Genomic DNA, 17490 nt, shown 5'->3' with positions numbered 1-17490 from the left:
GCCCGGCCCCTTCCCGCGGTTTCTGACGGACCGTTAGATTTTATGACCCGTCAGATGTGCGGACACAAGCCCCGGGGAGGGTCCGATGTCACTTCCGGCCGCGTTCCACGACATCGCCAAGCGCGTGAACAACTGGGGTCGTTGGGGCGCCGACGACGAGATCGGCACCCTGAACCTGATCACCGACGAGGTCGTCCGCGAGGCCGCCGCGACCGTCCGCACGGGCCGTCGCATCCCCCTCGCCCTGCCCCTCAGGCAGGACGGCGTGCAGACCGGGATGATGCCGGGCCGGGTCAACCCCCTGCATGTGATGGTGCAGATCAACCAGGAGATCTTCGGCCCGGGGACGGTCGCGTGCAGCGACGACGCGGTGACCATGGGCCTGCAGGCCGCCACCCACTGGGACGCGCTCACCCATGTCTCGCACTCCGGCATGCTCTACAACGGACGCCCGGCCGGCACCATCACCCCCCACGGCGGCGCCGAGTTCAGCGGTATCGACAAGGCGCGGCACATCGTCTCGCGCGGAGTGCTGCTCGACGTGGCCCGCGCGCGGGGCGTGGACCGGCTCGACGGCGGCCACGCCGTGACCCCCGAGGACCTGGAGGCCGCCGAGGAACTCGCGGGCACGCACGTGCGTGCCGGTGACATCGTGCTCGTACGGACCGGACAGATCCAGGTGTATCTCGCCGGGGACAAGGAGTCGTACGCCTATCCGTCGCCGGGCCTGTCGGTCCGTACCCCGGAGTGGTTCCACGCGCGCGATGTCGCGGCGGTCGCCAACGACACGCTCACGTTCGAGATCTTCCCGCCCGAGATCGAGGACCTGTGGCTGCCGGTGCACGCCCTGGACCTGGTGGAGATGGGGATGCTGCAGGGCCAGAACTGGAACCTGGAAGAGTTGTCCACAGCCTGTGGACAACTTGGCCGGTACGCGTTCCTGCTGTCGGCGATGCCCGAGCCGTTCGCCGGTGGCACCGGAACGCCCGTGGCCCCGGTGGCCATTCTGTGAGGAGGTCGGCCGGCGGCGCGCGGATCCGCCCCGAGCACGGCATCGCGCGCCGCCGTCATCGACTTCCTTCCGCCCTGAGGAAATCGACACCGCGTCACGATCCGCACTCGTCGGGGGCTTCCGTCACCGAAGCCCTCGGCGTCCCCTCGCGGCGAATCGCAGACCACCAGCGTCATCAATCGAACACGCTGCGTCAACACCGGTCCGGGGATTTATTACTTACGACCTATTTGCCACGACCGCGCACGGGTGCATTGCCCGGCGCACCGACCCGCCTCGAGAAAAGGGAGGCGGCGGTCTCTGCGACCGTGCGCCGGTCACACCGCCTCGAACGCGAATCCCTCGTAGGCCGAGGCGTCGATGTCGTAGGCCTCCGCGCCCTCTCGCGGCTTCTCGCAGCGGTCGAGTTCGCACCAGATGCTCTTGCCCGCACCTTCGGGGCTCCAGCCCCAGCGGTCCGCGAGCCCGTCGACGAGGGCCAGACCACGGCCGCCGGTCGCCTCACCGTCGACGCAGCGCGGCACCGGGGCCCGGCCACTGCGGTCGGCGACCTCAAGGCGGACGGTGGCCGACTCCACCTCGGCATCCGGCAGGGACAGCCGCAGGACGGCCGGACGGCCGGTGTGCACCACGGCGTTGGTGACCAGCTCCGACACGAGCAGGATCAGGACCTCGGCGAGCGGTTCGTCGACCTCTATCCCGGATACGGCGAGCCGCGAGCGGGCCCACCGCCGGGCTCGCCCCACTTCTGCGGGGTCGGGCCGGATCTCCAGCTGCACTTGAAGCACCTGCACCGCTCACACCATCCGAACCGGCGGGCACATGGCCTCGCGCCTCACGAGGGCCACGATCGTAGCCATTTTTTGCATGACCAGAACAATGACCAAAGCCGGGGTCACAGAACGTGAATCCCTTACAGGACAGCATGGTTGACGTACAGTCACGCCAACAAGCGCTTCGGGCATATTCCAGCGCGAAGGAGTACCCGTGCGGGATACTGTGCGACGCCCGCCGCGGGAAGTCGAACAGGCCGTGGTTACAGGGCCTCCCGCCCCGCGAGCAGCGGCGCGCATCGCCGGGTCCGGGGCCGCCTCTTCGGCAACACCGGCATGGCTCATGCTCGGAACCACTCGCATCTCACACAAGGTACCGGAGCGGGGCGCCGACTCCAGGACGTGACGAGTCACACATAGGACACAACCCGATACCAACGCTCCGTGATTCCGGCATGCCACAATCCGCGACATGCGCTCCGGACGCGGGCGCCTCAGGCCAGCAGATCGACGGCGAGCAACTCCTCGCTCTCCGCACCGCCGCCGCCCCTGCGGGCCCGCACCCAGGCCCGCTTCAGATGCAGCTGCACCTCGCACTCCCAGGTGAAGCCCATCCCGCCGTGCACCTGAAGACAGTCCCGGGCCCCCCGCTCGGCCGCCTCGTCGGCCAGCAGCCGGGCGGCGGCGATGTCCACCGGGTCGGCGGTCACGGCGGCCGCGTACACCGCGGCCCGGGCCGTCTCCGCCCGCACCAGCATCTGCGCGCACAGGTGCTTGACCGCCTGGAAGGCCCCGATCGGCTGCCCGAACTGCTCCCGCGTCCCGGCGTGTTGCACGGCGAGCTCACACACACGCGCGGCGGTACCGAGCTGCTCGGCGGCGGTCAGGAGCACGGCGACGGGGTCGACGACGCGGGCGGACCGGGACACGGGGACCCCTGACGGTGAGGGGTCACGCGCGGGGGCGGTGGTGGAGGACGGGCTGGGGGCGGTCGTGGAGGACCGGCCAGGGGCGGCCTCGGAACACCGGCCGTCGGCGGTCGCGGACGACGAACCACCAGCCCCGACAGAAGGCAAGCCAGGCACAGCCGCGGAACTCGAACCGGGGGCGGCGACGAAAGCCGAGCCGGACACGGCAGCAGACGACGAACCACCATCCCCGACGGGGGGCAAGCCAGGCACAGCCGCAGAAGGCGAACCGGCAGCAGCGGGGGAAGACGAATCGGGCGCCCCAGCCGTCGACCAACCACCAACGGCCGCGGACGACGAACCACCAGCCCCGCCGGAAGACAAGCCAGGCACAGCCGCAGAAGGCGAACCGGCAGCGGCCAGGGAAGACGAATCGGGCGCGGCAGCCGACGACGGCCTGGGCGCCGGAGCCGAGGACGACCCGGGCGCTGCCGTCGGCGACGGCCCCGTCGCCGGGAGCCGCCCGGAGGAGCCCTGTCCCACCTCCGTCGCCGGATCGCACGCGGGTTCGGCCGGACACGCCCCACCTCCCGTCGCCGGACGCCACGCGGGCTCGGCCCGACCCGGCCCGCCCCCCGCTCCGGGAACCCGGTGCAGCGGCGTCAGCGGGTCCACGGAGCGCAGCGGTACCGCCCCCGTGGCGTCCCCGCGTACGACGTCCGCCTCGGACAGCCACTCGACCAGCCCGCCGCTGTCGACGTCCGTCACCACCGCCTCGCCGGAGGCCGCCCCCGGTACCGTGCCCGCCGCGAGGTGGGTCGCCACCAGCGGTCCCGGCAGCAGGGCCCGCCCGGCCTCCTCGAAGGCCAACACGGCTTCCGGCAACCCCAGCCCGACCCCGCCGTCCGCCTCCGGCACCCGCAGCGCGAAGAACCCGGCCGCACCCAACTCCCGCCACAGCGCCCGGTCCAGCCGGGGTTCTGCCGCAGCGGCCCGCAGCACCGCCCCGTCGAAGCGCCGCGCGAGCAGCTCCCGCATCCCGGCGCGCAACGCCTGCTGGTCCTCGGTCAGTTGAAAGCGCACGTCAACGCCCCTTCGGCAGCCCGAGAATCCGCTCGGCCACGATGTTCCGCTGAATCTGCGAGGTCCCGGCCGCGATCGTGTACGACAGCGAGGACAACCGGTCGAGCACCCAAGGCCGGTCGAGATCCAGACTGTCCGGCCCCAGTACGTCCGCAGCGGCGTCGTACAACTCCTGGCGGGCGTGCGAGTAGCGGAGTTTGAAGACAGAACCCCCCACCCCCGGCACCCCGCCACTCGCCTCGGCCTCGCTCACGTTCCACTGCGTCAGCCGCCACAGCGCACGGAACTCGGCGTTCAGCCGCCCCAGCCGCCGCCTCAGCACGGGATCGTCCCAGCGCCCGTTCTCCCGTGCCGTACGGGCGAGTTCGCCCAGCACCCGCCGGCAGGCGACGACCTCGCCCACGAAGGCCGTACCGCGCTCGAAGGACAGCGTCACCATGGTCACGCGCCAGCCGTCGTTCTCCTCGCCCACCCGGTTCGCCACCGGCACCCGCACGTCGTCGAGGAACACCTCGGCGAACTCGGCGGACCCGGCGAGCGTGCGCAAGGGGCGCACCACGACACCGGGCGAGGACATGGGCATCGCCAGCCAGGTGATGCCCTTGTGCTTCGGAGCCGCCGGATCCGTCCGCACCAGCAGCTCGCACCAGTCGGCCACTTCGGCGTGCGAGGTCCAGATCTTGGACCCGCTCACCACATAGTCGTCGCCGTCCCTACGCGCGCGCGTGCGCAGTGCCGCGAGGTCGCTCCCGGCGTCGGGTTCGCTGAATCCCTGGCACCAGACCTCCTCGCCCCGCAGGATCGGCGGCAGCCAGCGTGCCCGCTGCCCGGCGGTGCCCTCGGCGGCGATCGTCGGTCCCGCGTGGAGCAGTCCGACGAACCCGGCGCCCACATAGGGCGCGCCCGCGGCCTCCGTCTCCTCCAGGAAGATCAGCCGCGTGGTGGGCGACGCGTCCCAGTGCACGTGGGCGTACCCGGCGTCGTACAGCATGCGCTGCCAGCCGAGGTCGTAGGTCCGGCGCCCGGGCCAGTCCTCCGGGGACGGCTTCGGGGGCAGCGTGGGGAGCGCCTTGGCGAGCCACTCGCGCAGCCGCGCCCGGAACTCCTCCTCTTCCGGCGTGTACGCGAGATCCATGACCGGCACTCCATATCTGATAACCCGTCAGATACCGCTCGCACCGGAAGGCTAAGTCCCGCACCCCTGGACCGACAAGGCGTCCCGCCCTACGCTCTGCCCACGATCTGACTATCCGTCAGCTCCACGAGGGGGCCCGCCGTGACCGACACCGCCCACGCGCTCAGCGCGTCCCGCACCCTCTGGGAGCTGGTCGCCCGCCGCGCCGACCTGACCCCCGACCGCCGGGTCCTCCTCCAGGACGACCGCACGCTCACCTTCGGCGAGCTGCGCGTGCGTGCCGAGCGGGTGGCGGCCGGCCTGTACGACATGGGCGTACGCCCCGGCACGGTCGTCGCCTGGCAACTGCCCACCCGTATCGAGACGGCCCTGCTCTCCTTCGCGCTCGCCCGTCTGGGCGCCGTGCAGTCGCCCGTCATCCCCTTCTACCGGGACCGTGAAGTCGCCTTCGCCCTGCGGGAGTCGAAGGCGGAGTTCTTCGCGGTACCGGGCGTCTGGCGCGGCTTCGACCACACGGAGATGGCACGGCGGCTCGGCGCCAAGGGGGTCTTCGAGGCGTACGACGACCTCCCGGACGGCGATCCGGCCGTCCTGCCCGCCCCGCCCGCCGACGGCACCTCCGTCCGGTGGATCTACTGGACCTCGGGCACCACGTCCGACCCCAAGGGCGTTCTGCACACGGACCGTTCGCTGATCGCGGGTGGCTCCTGCCTCGCGCACGCGCTGCGCCTCACGGCGGACGACGTGGGGTCGATGGCCTTCCCGTACGCGCACATCGCGGGCCCGGACTACACCGTGATGCTGCTGCTGTACGGCTTCCCGGCGGTGATGTTCGAGCAGTTCGCCCTGCCGGAGGCGCTGGAGGGATACCGCCGCCACGGGGTGACGGTGGCGGGCGGCTCGACGGCGTTCTACTCGATGTTCCTCACGGAGCAGCGCAAGCAGCCGGGCGAGAGGATCATCCCGTCCCTGCGGCTGCTCGCGGGCGGCGGGGCGCCCAAGCCGCCGGAGGTCTATCACGCCGTCGTACGGGAGCTGGGGGTGCAGCTGACGCACGGATACGGCATGACCGAGGTGCCGATGATCACCATGGGCGATCCGGACGACACGGTGGAGAACCTGGCGACGACCGAGGGACGGCCGCCGGAGGGAATGTCCGTGCGGATCGTGGACGGGGAGGTGCGGCTGAAGGGGGAGGCGGTCTGTCAGGGGTATCTCGACCCGTCCCAGACGGCGGAGGCCTTCGACGAGGAGGGCTACCTGCGCACAGGTGATCTGGGACATCTCACGGCCACCGGCCACCTGGTGCTCACCGGACGGCTCAAGGACGTGATCATCCGCAAGGGCGAGAACATCTCGGCGAAGGAGATCGAGGACCTGCTGGCCGCGCATCCGGCCGTCGGGGACGTGGCGGTGATCGGGCTTCCGGACGCCGAGCGCGGGGAACGCGTGTGTGCCGTGGTGGAACAGCCCGAGGGGGCCGGGAAGCTGACTCTGGACGCCGTGACCGCGTATCTGCGGGCGGAGGGGCTGTCGACCCACAAACTGCCGGAGCAGCTGGAGGTGGTGGACGCCCTTCCGCGCAACGAGACCCTGCGGAAGGTCCTGAAGTACAAGCTCAGGGAGCGCTATTCGGGCACGGTGAAGTAGCGGGCGAAGGCGGGCACGATCTCGTCCTCGCCGACCTTGCCGTCGCCGTCGGCGTCCAGGGTGGCCGCGGCGGCCCGAGCGACGTCCTCGCTCACACCGAGGATCCTCAGCACGCGCGCGGTGTCCTCGACGGTGGCGCGTCCGTCGCCGTCCTGGTCGGCGACGGCGAGCGCCGCGTGCAGGAAGGGGCGGGCGATCTCGGCGAAGCGTTCCGGGTTGTCGCGCAGCCGCTTGACCGCGCCGTTCACGAACTCGTCCCGGGTGATCCGCTGGTCGCCGTCCCGGTCCGCGATCCCGGCCATGCCCTGCCAGAACGCCTCCGCGCCGACGTACAGCGCCTGCCCCTTGTCGGAGCGTGCCGCTACACCGAACTCCGTGAGCAGCGCCTTGGCCGCCACGTTGAAGTCCTCGCGGTCGATGTAGCCGTTGCCGTCCTGGTCGAAGGTGACGAACCGGCCGGCGATCCTGCGCTCGTACTCGCTGCTGACCATGTCTCTTCGGGCCGCCTCACATCACATCGGGTTCATCTCGCACGGAGCGTACGACGCGGGCGGCACCCCGGGGGCCGGAAGGCGGCGCCTGTGCCAAGACCGAAGGAATTTCGGGACAACGGTGTGGCAGTCGGGGTGCCCCAGGTCACAACCGGTCGGGCCGGCCGGCGCGCTCAGGCCGACAGTGGTCCCGCCTCCACGTCGGTCGCCGAGTCCAGGTCCGGGTGGACCTCGAACAGGCGGCGGACGCCGAGGGCGCCGAGGACGCGGTTGACGTGGGAGCCGTCGGCGGCGCCCTGGGCCGGGAGTATCAGGCGCAGATCACCCTGGCAGGAGCGGATCAGGCGGCGGGAGGCGATGAGGACGCCGACACCGCTGGAGTCGCAGAAGTACACATCCGAGAGGTCGAGGACGAGGCTGTGGCGCCCCTCGGCCACCACGTCGTGGACGCGCTGGCGGAGCACCGGCGAGGTCACCAGGTCCAGCTCGCCCGTCACACTGAGCACGGTCCAGTCGCCCTGCTCGTTGCCGGTCACATTGAACGCCACCACCATGCCCTTCGCTCGCCGGAAAGCAAACGGAAGCCTTTCCTACGCTTCCTTGCAGCGCGGCTGCCCAGCGGCCGTTCCCTGAAACAAAGACCGAGAAACGGAAATCGTTCGAAAGAGGCTTGTTTTAGTCGGCTTCGATCCTGTTCGATCAGGTCTGATCAGTGAGTGGGCGGGTAGGGGAAGGTCCACTACCACCTGCGGCCCCTCAGGGGGCGTGCATTGGAACAAAGGGGCGTGCGCTGCCGGGGGTGCCGACTACATTCGAGAAGACGGTGGGCGCAGGCTTGACCCGGACACTTCCAGGGGTGAGGGGGCCGCATGGCGAAGAAGGACGCACCGCCCCGCTGGGACCGCAAGATGCAGCAGCGGCTCGCACGCGGTGAGGCGGCCGCCCTCGGCGAGCTCTACGACCGTTTCGCTTCACTCGTGCACGGCCTCGCCCATCGCGTGCTCGGAGATGAGCGCGCGGCCGACGGCGTCACACGGGAGGTCTTCGTCCACGTGTGGGAGCACCCCGAGGCCTACGACCCCAAACAGGGCCCGCTTCGCTCCTGGGTCGCCGGGCTGACCCACCGCCTGGCCGTGCAGCGACTGCGCGCCACCGAGACCGCCGCGCTCACCCAGGGCACCGAGGGCTCCACCGAGGAACTGGAACGCAAGGTGCGCCGCGCCTCGGTCGCCGCCCGCGCCGACTACATCGTCCAGTCCATGCCCACCCCGCTGCGGGCCGCCCTGGAGCTGGCCTACTTCCAGCGCCGTGACTACCGCCAGGCGGCCGCCGACCTCAGCATCACCGAGGACGAGGCCCGCCGCCGCCTCCGCCTGGGCCTCCAACTCCTGTCCACGGCCCACGACACCGGAGCGCCTGGGGCACCGCCGGGATACGGGGGCGCGGCGTGAGCGGAGCGGGCGGGTTCGAGGCGCACGACGAGCAGGACGGGTACGAGGGCAGGGGGGCGCGGGAGGGTTCGGGGGACCGTGGGATGTTTCCCGAGGGTACGGAGAAAATGAGCGAGGGCATCGGAAACGGCGACGACGACACCGACAACGCGGGCGACGACCAGGAGAGGGCCCGGGGCGCGGACGCGCACGGCGTCGGAGGCGCGGCCAGTGCGGGTGACGGTGGTGCCGAAGACCCTGTGGGCGACGACTCGCACGCCACCGACCCCCACCACCCGCCCCGCATACCGCTCCCCCGCGCCTCCGTCGAGGACACCGGACGGCCGCTGCCCACGCTGGAGGAGCCGGCCCCCTCCGCTCCCCTCGTCCTGGAGCACCCCGTGCTGAAGGCGCTGCTCGGGGCGTGGGCGCTGGCCGCGTGCTCGGCCGAGGAGACGGCCGCCGTGGAGGACCACCTCGGCCTCTGCGGCGCCTGCGCCGACGAGGCGCTGCGGCTGCGCGGGGCGGTGGGCCTGCTGCAGCGCCCGGAAAGCCTCGACCTGGACCCCGGCCTGCGCACCCGCGTCCTCGACGGCTGCCTCGACCGGCGCCCGCCGCGCATCCCGATGCCCGAGTGGGCCACGCCGTACGACGCCGAGACCGCCCGCCTCGACGCCCTGCTGCAGGACTTCGGCGACGCCGAGTGGCACGCGCCCGTGCGGCTGCGCTGGTTCGACGCCGACGAGGCGACGAGCCGCCGTACGACGGTCGCCGGGGTCATGGCCCACCTGCTGTCGGTCGACGGCCTTGTCGCGGTCGCCCTGGGCCTGGACGACCCGATGGGCGAGGTCCCCGCGGACGCGCCCACACCGGCCGGCCGCACCGAGGCGTACTGGCGCGCGTCGCACTTCCCGCCCACCCGCTCCGTCCGGACCCCCTGGCGCGAGCAGAGCCACGACCTCGTCCGCACGGTGGCGTTCACCGGCGGCACCTCCGGCAAACTCGAGGTGGCCTACGGCGACTTCGTCCTCCCCCTCCACGACGCGATGCTGGACCGCGCCTTCGAGTGCTGGGTCCACGCGGAGGACATCGCGGAGGCGGTCGACTACCCCTACGAACCGCCCTCCCCCCGCCACCTCAACCGCATGATCGACCTGGCGGCCCGCGTGCTGCCCGCGGTGCTGGCGGAACGGCGGCAGAAGGGTCTGGCGTCACCGGCCCATGGACGGCATCTCGTGAGCGCCGGAGGCCCCGGCCGCACTCTGCGTCTGGAGATCGAGGGCCTGGGCGGGGGTGAGTGGCTGATCCCCCTGGACTCCCCCGCGGCGGTGGGTTCGGCGGAGCACGAGGTGGCTCACGTGGCACTGGACGGCGTGGAGTTCTGCCAGCTGGCGGCGGGCCATGTGCCTCCGGCGGAAGCGGCGGCGGGTCAGCTGGGTGATCGCGAGGCGATCAGGGACGTACTGTTCGCGGCGGCGAGCCTGAGCCGGATGTAGGGGTGGGCCGGGGGGGGCTCGTCGGCGGCTGCGGGCCGGTGGGGGCTGGTCGCGCAGTTCCCCGCGCCCCTGAAGGCACGTCCAGCTGAGGTCTTTCAGGGGCGCGGGGAACTGCGCGAGCAACCACGAACCACCCGCCGCCGCCCACGAACCCGCACCCCCGAGCTCCTAGGCGAACACGACCGTCCGCCGCCCGTTCAGCAGAATCCTGCGCTCGGCGTGCCACTTCACGGCCCGCGCCAGCGCCTGGCACTCCACATCCCGCCCGATCGCGACGAGCTGGTCCGGCGTCACGCCATGCCCCACCCGCTCGACCTCCTGCTCGATGATCGGCCCCTCGTCGAGGTCCGCGGTCACATAGTGCGCCGTCGCCCCGATCAGCTTGACCCCTCGCGCATGAGCCTGGTGATACGGCTTCGCGCCCTTGAAGCTCGGCAGGAACGAGTGGTGGATGTTGATGATCCTGCCGCTGAGCTGCTTGCACAGATCGTCGGACAGCACCTGCATGTACCGGGCGAGCACGACGAGCTCGACGTCCTGCTCGCGCACCAGCTCCAGCAGCCGCGCCTCCGCTTCGGCCTTGTTCTCCCGCGTCACCGGAATGTGGTGGAAGGGAATGTTGTACGACCCCACGAGCTCGGCGAAGTCGGTGTGGTTGGACACCACCGCTGCGATCTCCACCGGCAGCGCCCCTATGCGCGCGCGGAAGAGCAGGTCGTTCAGGCAGTGCCCGAACTTGCTGACCATCAGCACGATCCGCATCCGGTCCTCGACCCGGTTGATCTGCCAGTCCATGTGGAAGGAGTCACCGATCGCGGCGAACGACGCCCGCAGCTTGTCCACCCGCACCGGCGCCTCCGCCGAGAAGTGGACGCGCATGAAGAACAGACCCGTGTCGTGGTCGCCGAACTGCTGGCTGTCCTCGATGTTGCAGCCGGTCATGAAGAGATAGCTCGACACGGCGTGCACGATGCCCTGCTTGTCGGGGCAGGCCAGGGTCAGGACGTACTGGTCGGCGGGGGTGGACTGCTCGTTCATGCAGGACAGGGTCGCATATCCACCGGTGCGGGAAACAGCGCGTCCGTCACGCGGACCGGGTCATGATCTGCAGCACCTCGAGCGTGCGCGGCGGCACGTCCGGGTCCTCCCCGTCGGCCGTCGCCATGCGTACGTGCGCGTCCCGCGCCGCGCGCACCGCGTCCGGCCACCCCGCGTTCTCCATGTACACGGATACGGGGGCGTCGGGACCGACCTGGTGCATGATCCGCAGCACCCGCAGGACGGCGGTGTCGACGAGGGCCGCCTCCTGGGAGTCCCGGAAGATCGTGCCCACGTATTTCTCGGCGGACCAGTTGTCGAGCCAGGTGTCCTCGACGAGGCGGTACACGGCGTCGGTGACGTCCCCGTACCCCTCGACGCCGGCCAGCCAGACGTTCTGCTGGAACCCTGGGTCGGAGAGCATGTGCAGCGCGGAGCGCACATTGCTGCGCCAGCGCCACCACGGCATGTCGTTCAGTGGCATGCCGCCCATGGTGGAGGAGCGACGGCCGCGACGGGAAGAGTTCTCCGAACCTTGCACGGTCACCGATCGTACGTTCTTCCCCCATACGCGCCTCACAGGCCCCCGCTGTTCACCTTTACGTCACCCCTCATCTACCGAGGGTCACTCCCGAGTTGGCGATGTGACGGAAGCGTGTGTGCCCATGACCGGCAGGCGACGCATCCGCAGCACCTTCCTCCCCCAGCACCACCGGCCCGTCAGAGCCACCGCCCTCGCGGCGGGGGCACTGGTGGCGTGTGCTTCCCTCGCCGCCGGTTGCGGGGTCGTCCCCGGTACCACGGGGGGTTCCGGGGACGGCCCGATCAAGGTCATGACCTGGGCCCCGTCGGACACCAAGGCGACCAACAAGCCCGGCATGCCCGCCTTCGCCCAGGCGTACGCCCGCTGGATCAACTCCAACGGCGGCATCAACGGCCGTAAGCTCACCGTCCTGACCTGCAACGACCACAACGACGGGGTGTCCGCGGCGAAGTGCGCCCGGCGCGCGGTCAAGGAGAACGTCGTCGCGGTCGTCGGCTCCTACAGCCAGTACGCCGACTCCTTCTTCCCGCCCCTCGAGGGCGCGGGCATCCCGTACATAGGCGGCTACGGCGTCACCAACGCCGAGTTCACCAGCCCGCTGTCCTACCCGGTCAACGGCGGCCAGCCCACCCTGCTGGCCGGCCTCGGCAAGGCGCTCGCCACGGCCTGCGGCAACGTCACCCTCGTACGGCCCGACACCATCGCGGGCGACGAGCTGCCCGTACTGCTGGACTCCGGGCTGACCACCGGCGGACACCGGGCCGCGGGCGACGTGCGGGCGGCGGACGACGCCACCGAGTACTCTGCGCAGTCCACGAAGGCGCTCGACGGCTCGACGTCCGGCGCCTCGGCCTCCGGCTCGAAGCAGGGGTGTGTGGTGCCCGCGCTCGGCGACCGCACCAGCACCTTCATGGACTCCTTCCGGCGCGCCCGCGAGGACTACCCGCAGGTGCGCACGGCCATGGCGATGGGCAGCGTCGACCAGACGGTGATCGACGCGTCCGGCGGGGCGTCGGGACCCTACGAGGGGTCGTACATCACCGGCTGGTACCCCGTGGAGAGCGATGCCCGCTGGGCCGCGATGAAGAAGGTCATCAACAAGGAGGCCTTCGGCGACAACCGCATCGACTCGGCGGACGCGGGAGTGCAGACCACCTGGATCGCCTACACGGTGTTCAAGAAGGCCGTCGAGTCGCTCGGCAGCGGCGAGGTGTCCGCCGGCAGCATCCGCGCGACCCTCAACGACGGCCTCAAGATCCCGACCGGCGATCTGACGCCGACACTCCAGTGGACCACCCGGGACACCTGGAGCTCCGCCGACGATCTGGCCTCGGTCGGCTTCCCGCGCATGGTCAACGCCCACGTGACGCTCCAGGTGGTACGCCAGGGCCAGCTCGTGGCGGCGCGCAAGGGCTTCACCGACGTGACGGCGACACTCCAGAACGCAAACGTCAACTGACCCGCGGGGGGCGCCCGGACGCCCCCCGCGGATCGCTCACAGCTGGGTCGCCGTGCGCTCGGTCAGGCTGTACTTCCTGGCGATCGCGTTCCACAGCCGGGCCGCCTTGGCCTTCTCGATGCTCGCGGTGCCGCTGTCCCGGTTGCCGGCCTGGGTCTGGCCCGTGGTGCGGGCCTGGCCCTTCTTGCAGCCCTTGTTGCCGGCGGCCTGGTCGGCCCAGGCCGCGTAGTGGTTGTCGGCGGACGCGGACGCCTGCCAGGCCTTGGTGAGGGCGTCGGTCAGCTCGGCGTGGCTCGGCAACTGGTCGACGGGGAGCGCCTTGAGCCGGGTCACCAGGCCGGTGCGCTGGGCCGCCGCGTCCCGCAGGTCCTGGGCCGCCTGGCCGAGGTTCTTGCAGGACTTCACGCTCGCCACCGCGCTGATCACCGAGGAACGGCTGTTGCCACTGTCGGCGAGCAGCTTGTCCAGCTCGGCGGCCTGCGCCTTCGCGGGATCGGCGGACGGCGAGGCGGAGCCGTCGGTCGCGGGGGCCGTAGCCGACACGGTCTGGTTCTTGTCGCCCCCGCCGTCGCCCCCGCCCCCGGCGAGCAGCGCGCCCGCACCGATGCCGAGCACGACGATTCCGATGCCCACGGCTGCGATGACCGGCACCCGCGACCGCCTGCGGCCACCCTGGTCGCCGTCGTCGTACACGTCACCGCCGGGCGGGCCGTACGGCGGCTGTGCACCGTACGACGGCTGCTGGGCGCCGTACGACGGCTGCTGGGCCCCGTAAGCGGGCGGTACGGCCTCGGGCTGGGCGAACCGTGGCATCTGCTGCGTGGACGCGGCCCCGCCGTCACCGCCCGGCCCGCCGCGGAAGAGGTTGTCGAACTCGGAGGGCGGCTGCCGATCCCCGCCGTAGGGCGCGCCGGGGGCCTGGCCGGGCACGGGCGCGATGAACTGCGTGGCCTCGGCGTCGGGGGCCGTGTTCTGCGGGGGCTGCGCGCCGTACGGGGCCTGCTGGTGCTGCCTCGGGTAGTGCGCCGCCTCGGCGGACACCTCGGGCGGGAGCGCGCCGGGGCGGACGGGCGGGAGGTACTGGGTGGCTCCCTCGTGGGCGGCGGGGGCGGCCGCGACCGGCGGTATGAACTGCGTGGCGCCCTCGTCGGCGGGCGGCAGCGGCGCGGAGGCGGATATGCCGGGGCCGGACGGGAGGGGCCGGCCCACGGGCGGGAGGTAGTACGAGGTCGGCTCGTTGGAGTCGTAGCCCGGCGTGGGCTGCTGCTGCGGTGCACCGGTCCCGGGGGCCTCGTAGGGGGCGACCTGGCCCTGCTGCGGGGGCAGCGGCTGGGACTGGGGCTGGGGCTGGGGCTGGGGGGCAGGTTGACCCACGGGCGGCAGGTAGTACGAGGTCGGTTCGTCGGTGTCGTAACCCGGCGCCGGCGGCGGCTGGGACGGGGACTGGGGCGGTATGCCGCCGGGCTGCTGGGGCGTGCCCCAGGTCTGGGCGGGCGGCTGCGACCAGTCCTGGGCCTGCGGCTGGTCCTGGCTCTGCTGGTCCTGGCCCTGCTGCTGGTCGGGGCCCCACGGGGTGCCCCACGCCTGACCGCCGGGCGGCTGGCCGTAGGACGGGGCGCCCGAAGCCTGGCCGTACGCCGCGTCGGGCGCCGGTCCGGACGGGCCCGGCTGCGGAGGGCCGCCGTAACCGCCCTGCTGCGGGGGCCCGTATCCGGGCTGCGGACCGCCGTGTCCACCCGTCTGTCCCGGCAGCAGGGGTTCCCCGCCGTCGGAGGGCAGCACGATGCCTTCGCGCGCTTCGCGCGCCGAGGGCTGCTCGCCCTGTCCACTCTGCGTCACCGGGACTCCTACTGATGCGGGAACTTCGGAATCGTCGGCTCACGCTACCGGGTCCCCCGAGCCCGGTGCCACGTAGCACAGGACGTGACCTGCGTCCCTGTGACCGCAGTAACAAATCCCGGGAGATCACGTGACGGTTCCGGGCCCGGATCCGCTGTATATGCCCTCCTTTACGCGGCCGCCTGCAGGTCCAGCCGGGCCCCGAACTCCCTTACGACGGGCTCGTCCCGGAACGGCTCCAGGCGCTGCTGGAAGTCCTCGAGGTACTCCGCGCCCCGGTTGGAGCGCACGGTCTCCAGCAACTCGACCGCTTTCAGGCCGGTGTTGCAGGCCTGCTCGATCTCGCGCTGCTGCACCTGCGCGGAGGCGAGCAGGACCAGGCCGATGGCCCGCCGGCGCGCCTTGTTCTCGGGAAGCCCGTCCAGGGACTCCTGCGCGCACCGCGCCGCCGCCTCCGCCTGGCCGAGGTCACGGTGGCAGTGGGCCAACTCGTCGGCCAGATAGGCCTCGTCGAAGTGCGCGATCCAGGCCGGGTCGTCGCCGGAGGAGGGGTCCGCCGCCTCCAGCGCGTGCACGGCCCGTCCGGACGCCGCCTGGGTTGCCCGCAGATCGCCCATGAGTGCGTGCCCGCGGGCCTCCGCCGCGTAGAACATCGCCTCCGCGCGCGGTGTCACACGGCCCCGCGCCCCCTCCTGCGCCGCCCGCGCCAACTGGGCGATCTCGCGCGGATTCCCGAGCTGCGCGGCGAGGTGGCTCATGGACGCGGCGAGCACATAGCCGCCGTATCCGCGGTCGCCCGCCGCCTGCGCGAGCCGCAGTGCCTGGATGTAGTACCGCTGGGCCAGGCCCGGTTGCCCGGTGTCGATCGCCATGTACCCGGCGAGCTCGGTCAACCGGGCGACGGCGGCGAACAGTTCACGGCCGATCGCCTCCCGGTACGACCCCGCGAGCAGCCCGGAGACCACGCTGTTGAGGTAGTGCACGACGACCGGGCGCACATGCCCGCTGCCGTACTGGTGGTCCAGGTCGACGAGCGCCTGGGTCATCGCGCGCACGGCCGCCACGTCGGACTGCCCCACGCGCGGGCCCGCCTGGCGCGCCACCTGCGAGTCGGGCGAGGAGATCAGCCAGTCGCGGCTCGGCTCCACCAGCGCGGACGCGGCGACCGAGGAGCCGGACAGGAAGTCCCGGCGGCCCACGTCACTGCGCCACAGCTCACACACCTGCTCGATGGCGCCCAGTACCGTCGGCGAGAACTGGAGCCCGACGCCGGAGGCGAGGTTCTTGCCGTTGGCCATGCCGATCTCGTCGATCGTGACCGTACGGCCGAGTTTGCGCCCGAGGGCCTCCGCGATGATCGCGGGCGCCCTGCCCCGGGGTTGTTGTCCGCGCAGCCAGCGGGCCACGGACGTCTTGTCGTAGCGCAGGTCGAGGCCGTGCTCGGCACCGCACATGTTGACCCGGCGGGCGAGCCCGGCGTTCGAGCACCCCGCCTCCTGGATGAGCGCCTGCAGCCGTTCGTTCGGCTGCCGCGCGACGAGAGGCCTTGCGGCCATTGGCGTACCCCCTGTGGCTGCGGTGCCTGCCCACGCACCGAGTTGACGTGTCTTCCACCGGATCGGTCCGTCGGATCCCTTCGAACCCACCGAAAAGATCCGGCCGTGAAGATCAATGCCCCACCGTGACGTCTAAAATGCGAGGCATGCGAGGATTGCCGGGGTAAAGGCAGAAGCCTGCCCCCCTCGTGGTTACCCAGCTCACGCCGTGGTTCCTCTCGCGCGCCCCCACACATGCATCCATGCGCCCCAGATGCCCGATCAGTGCTCCTCCCCCGCGCGCGCAGGTCCTGGCGCCGGACCGGCGTGGGGGAATGCGTGCCGGCGTCACGAGGCAGAAGTCGGGTTGGACGCCGGGGCCCGGCCGTAACCCGAGGTGGGCGCGGGAGTTGTGCTGAGCGTGGAAGAGACGATCGCGGGCACCGAAGCCGCTCAGATTCCGAAGCAGCGCGGGGAATCGCTGCTGGAGACAGCCGTTCGATACGCCGTGGAGCGCCACTGGGACGTCTTTCCCGGCACCTGGCTGGAAGCCGTCGACGGGGTGCAGCGGTGTTCCTGCGGTGTCGCCTCGTGCGCCGTGCCCGGGGCGCATCCCTCTCGGGAGGACTGGGCGACGCAGGCCACCGGCAGTGCGACGGTCGCGCGCCGGATGTGGCAGAAGCAGCCGACGGCGTCGATTCTGCTGCCGACCGGCCGGACGTTCGACGCGATCTCCGTTCCGGAGACGGCGGGGTTTCTGGCGCTGGCCCGTATGGAGCGGATGGAGTTGACCCTGGGGCCCGTGACGTTGACGCCTGATCGCCGGATGCACTTCTTCGTGTTGCCGGGGGCGTCGGTGAAGGTGCCGGAGCTGGTACGGAAGCTCGGCTGGACTCCCTCGTCGCTCGATCTGATCGCGCTGGGGGAAGGGTCGTACGTTGCGGGTCCCCCCACTCGGTACGGGTCGTGCGGTGCCGTTCAGTGGGCCTGCCGTCCGACGCCCGCGAACCGTTGGCTTCCGGATGCCGAGGAGTTGATCTCGCCGCTTGCCTATGCGTGCGGTCGGGACAGGTGACGTGGGTGGTGTCCCGCGCGCC

At 71.6% G+C, this 17490-nt stretch carries 15 protein-coding genes and 2 pseudogenes; 6 read left to right on the top strand and 11 right to left on the bottom strand.

The window, feature by feature from the left end; all coding sequences use genetic code 11:
- The first annotated feature begins 85 nt into the window (after positions 1–85).
- Positions 86–1012 carry a cyclase family protein gene (locus M2157_RS26525; protein ID WP_280858359.1) on the top strand — a complete coding sequence of 309 codons (927 nt, stop codon included), beginning with the start codon at positions 86–88 and terminating at the stop codon, positions 1010–1012.
- A gap of 317 nt (positions 1013–1329) precedes the next feature.
- Here the strand turns inward: M2157_RS26525 and M2157_RS26520 are convergent, their stop codons facing one another.
- From M2157_RS26520 to M2157_RS26500, 5 genes and pseudogenes are all read right to left on the bottom strand, one after another.
- Positions 1330–1791: an ATP-binding protein gene (locus tag M2157_RS26520; RefSeq protein ID WP_280859050.1), complete on the bottom strand. Its 462-nt coding sequence runs from the start codon at positions 1789–1791 to the stop codon at positions 1330–1332.
- 488 nt (positions 1792–2279) lie between these two features.
- A pseudogene (locus M2157_RS26515) lies at positions 2280–2690 on the bottom strand (acyl-CoA dehydrogenase family protein); the annotation flags it as partial.
- A gap of 46 nt (positions 2691–2736) precedes the next feature.
- The gene (locus M2157_RS26510; RefSeq protein ID WP_280868378.1) at positions 2737–3273 is read right to left on the bottom strand and encodes a hypothetical protein; all 537 of its coding nucleotides are present in this window, start codon (positions 3271–3273) and stop codon (positions 2737–2739) included.
- A gap of 53 nt (positions 3274–3326) precedes the next feature.
- Positions 3327–3776 (bottom strand): annotated as a pseudogene (locus M2157_RS26505) (acyl-CoA dehydrogenase family protein); the annotation flags it as partial.
- 1 nt (position 3777) lies between these two features.
- Positions 3778–4911 (bottom strand): acyl-CoA dehydrogenase family protein, encoded by a 1134-nt coding sequence (locus M2157_RS26500; protein WP_280858360.1) that lies wholly within the window; start codon positions 4909–4911, stop codon positions 3778–3780.
- A gap of 141 nt (positions 4912–5052) precedes the next feature.
- On the opposite strand from M2157_RS26500, the gene M2157_RS26495 reads away from it, so the two are divergent.
- Positions 5053–6561 (top strand): AMP-binding protein, encoded by a 1509-nt coding sequence (locus M2157_RS26495; protein WP_280866373.1) that lies wholly within the window; start codon positions 5053–5055, stop codon positions 6559–6561.
- On the opposite strand, the gene M2157_RS26490 is transcribed toward M2157_RS26495, so the two are convergent.
- Positions 6540–7052, bottom strand: a complete 513-nt coding sequence (locus M2157_RS26490) for an EF-hand domain-containing protein (RefSeq protein ID WP_266517812.1) — start codon at positions 7050–7052, stop codon at positions 6540–6542. The genes M2157_RS26495 and M2157_RS26490 overlap by 22 nt on opposite strands.
- A gap of 173 nt (positions 7053–7225) precedes the next feature.
- Positions 7226–7606 carry an STAS domain-containing protein gene (locus M2157_RS26485; RefSeq protein ID WP_280858362.1) on the bottom strand — a complete coding sequence of 127 codons (381 nt, stop codon included), beginning with the start codon at positions 7604–7606 and terminating at the stop codon, positions 7226–7228.
- Positions 7607–7921: 315 nt separating this feature from the next.
- Between M2157_RS26485 and M2157_RS26480 the strand changes: the two genes are divergently transcribed.
- A complete protein-coding gene (locus M2157_RS26480; protein ID WP_280858363.1) occupies positions 7922–8503 on the top strand; it encodes a sigma-70 family RNA polymerase sigma factor in 582 nt (193 codons plus the stop codon).
- Between the two features lie 107 nt (positions 8504–8610).
- A complete protein-coding gene (locus M2157_RS26475; protein WP_280866372.1) occupies positions 8611–9978 on the top strand; it encodes an MDMPI N domain containing protein in 1368 nt (455 codons plus the stop codon).
- A gap of 168 nt (positions 9979–10146) precedes the next feature.
- Here M2157_RS26475 and purU read toward each other — a convergent pair whose 3' ends face one another.
- Both purU and M2157_RS26465 read right to left on the bottom strand, forming a co-directional pair.
- Entirely contained in the window at positions 10147–11016 is an 870-nt protein-coding gene (purU, locus tag M2157_RS26470; protein WP_280858365.1) for a formyltetrahydrofolate deformylase, read from the bottom strand.
- 46 nt (positions 11017–11062) lie between these two features.
- A complete protein-coding gene (locus tag M2157_RS26465) occupies positions 11063–11563 on the bottom strand; it encodes a hypothetical protein (protein ID WP_280858366.1) in 501 nt (166 codons plus the stop codon).
- A 118-nt stretch (positions 11564–11681) separates the two neighbouring features.
- Between M2157_RS26465 and M2157_RS26460 the strand changes: the two genes are divergently transcribed.
- Positions 11682–13019, top strand: coding sequence for an ABC transporter substrate-binding protein (locus M2157_RS26460; protein WP_280858367.1), 1338 nt, complete (start codon positions 11682–11684; stop codon positions 13017–13019).
- A 36-nt stretch (positions 13020–13055) separates the two neighbouring features.
- On the opposite strand, the gene M2157_RS26455 is transcribed toward M2157_RS26460, so the two are convergent.
- Together M2157_RS26455 and M2157_RS26450 are read right to left on the bottom strand one after the other, a co-directional pair.
- The gene (locus tag M2157_RS26455) at positions 13056–14858 is read right to left on the bottom strand and encodes a hypothetical protein (protein ID WP_280866371.1); all 1803 of its coding nucleotides are present in this window, start codon (positions 14856–14858) and stop codon (positions 13056–13058) included.
- A 170-nt stretch (positions 14859–15028) separates the two neighbouring features.
- Entirely contained in the window at positions 15029–16414 is a 1386-nt protein-coding gene (locus M2157_RS26450) for a transcriptional regulator (RefSeq protein ID WP_280858369.1), read from the bottom strand.
- Positions 16415–16805: 391 nt separating this feature from the next.
- On the opposite strand from M2157_RS26450, the gene M2157_RS26445 reads away from it, so the two are divergent.
- Positions 16806–17468 (top strand): bifunctional DNA primase/polymerase, encoded by a 663-nt coding sequence (locus M2157_RS26445; RefSeq protein ID WP_280866370.1) that lies wholly within the window; start codon positions 16806–16808, stop codon positions 17466–17468.
- Positions 17469–17490: the final 22 nt, after the last annotated feature.

The organism is Streptomyces sp. SAI-127 (assembly GCF_029894425.1).
GTDB lineage: Bacteria > Actinomycetota > Actinomycetes > Streptomycetales > Streptomycetaceae > Streptomyces.
This window is presented reverse-complemented; position numbering and strand designations above follow the sequence as displayed.